Genomic DNA, 731 nt, shown 5'->3' with positions numbered 1-731 from the left:
ACACAGAGCGGTGCGGTTGGGGGCGCCGTCGGCGGCCTTGCCGGCGGGCTGCTGCTGGCAATTGCAGCCGGCGCCGGCAATCTCGTTCAGCTCGGACTCGCCGCGCTGACGCTGTCGGTCGTTTCCCAGATCGGCGACCTGTTCGAATCCTGGGTGAAGCGCCGGCATGGTGCCAAGGATTCCAGCAACCTCATTCCCGGCCATGGCGGTGTCATGGACAGGGTCGACGGGCTTGTCGCGGCCGCGCTGGCGCTGTACGTCATTGGTTGGGTCGCGGCGGGCGCCGAGCATCCGGCACTGGGGCTGTTTCCGAACTAAATGACACTACGGTCAAGGCGAAAAACGGCGCGCGCCACGGTTTCGCCCGGATTGATGCCACAGTCGCGGCGGAGTGTCGTGTGCGGGCGAATTTGAGGGCATGAGTTGAACGACATTTTTCACGCGGTCTTCAGCACGCAAGGCTTCGTCCTTGGCACGCTCGTGCCGTTTCTGTTCGTGCTGACCGTGGTCGTGTTCGTCCACGAGATGGGCCACTATCTCATCGGCCGCTGGTGCGGCATCGGCGTGAAGGCCTTTTCCATCGGTTTCGGCCCCGAGCTCGTTGGCTTTAACGATCGCCGCGGGACGCGCTGGAAGCTTTGCGCCATTCCGCTTGGCGGGTATGTCAAATTTGTCGGCGACATGAACGCGACGTCGAGCCAGCCGAGCGCCGAGGAGATCGAATCACTGAC

2 protein-coding genes are annotated in these 731 nt (G+C 63.6%); both read left to right on the top strand.

Features of this window, described 5'->3' with window-relative positions; all coding sequences use genetic code 11:
* Positions 1–318: phosphatidate cytidylyltransferase (locus EOA27_RS38815; RefSeq protein WP_189562390.1), on the top strand; the 318-nt coding region annotated here is incomplete at its 5' end.
* Between the two features lie 105 nt (positions 319–423).
* Positions 424–731, top strand: a 308-nt coding sequence (locus tag EOA27_RS38810; protein WP_189562387.1) for a site-2 protease family protein, incomplete at its 3' end; no start/stop codon positions are given.

Source organism: Mesorhizobium sp. M2A.F.Ca.ET.037.01.1.1 (genome assembly GCF_003998075.1).
Lineage (GTDB): Bacteria > Pseudomonadota > Alphaproteobacteria > Rhizobiales > Rhizobiaceae > Mesorhizobium.
The sequence above is the reverse complement of the archived record's forward strand: the minus strand, read 5'-3'. Positions and strand labels throughout refer to the sequence as shown.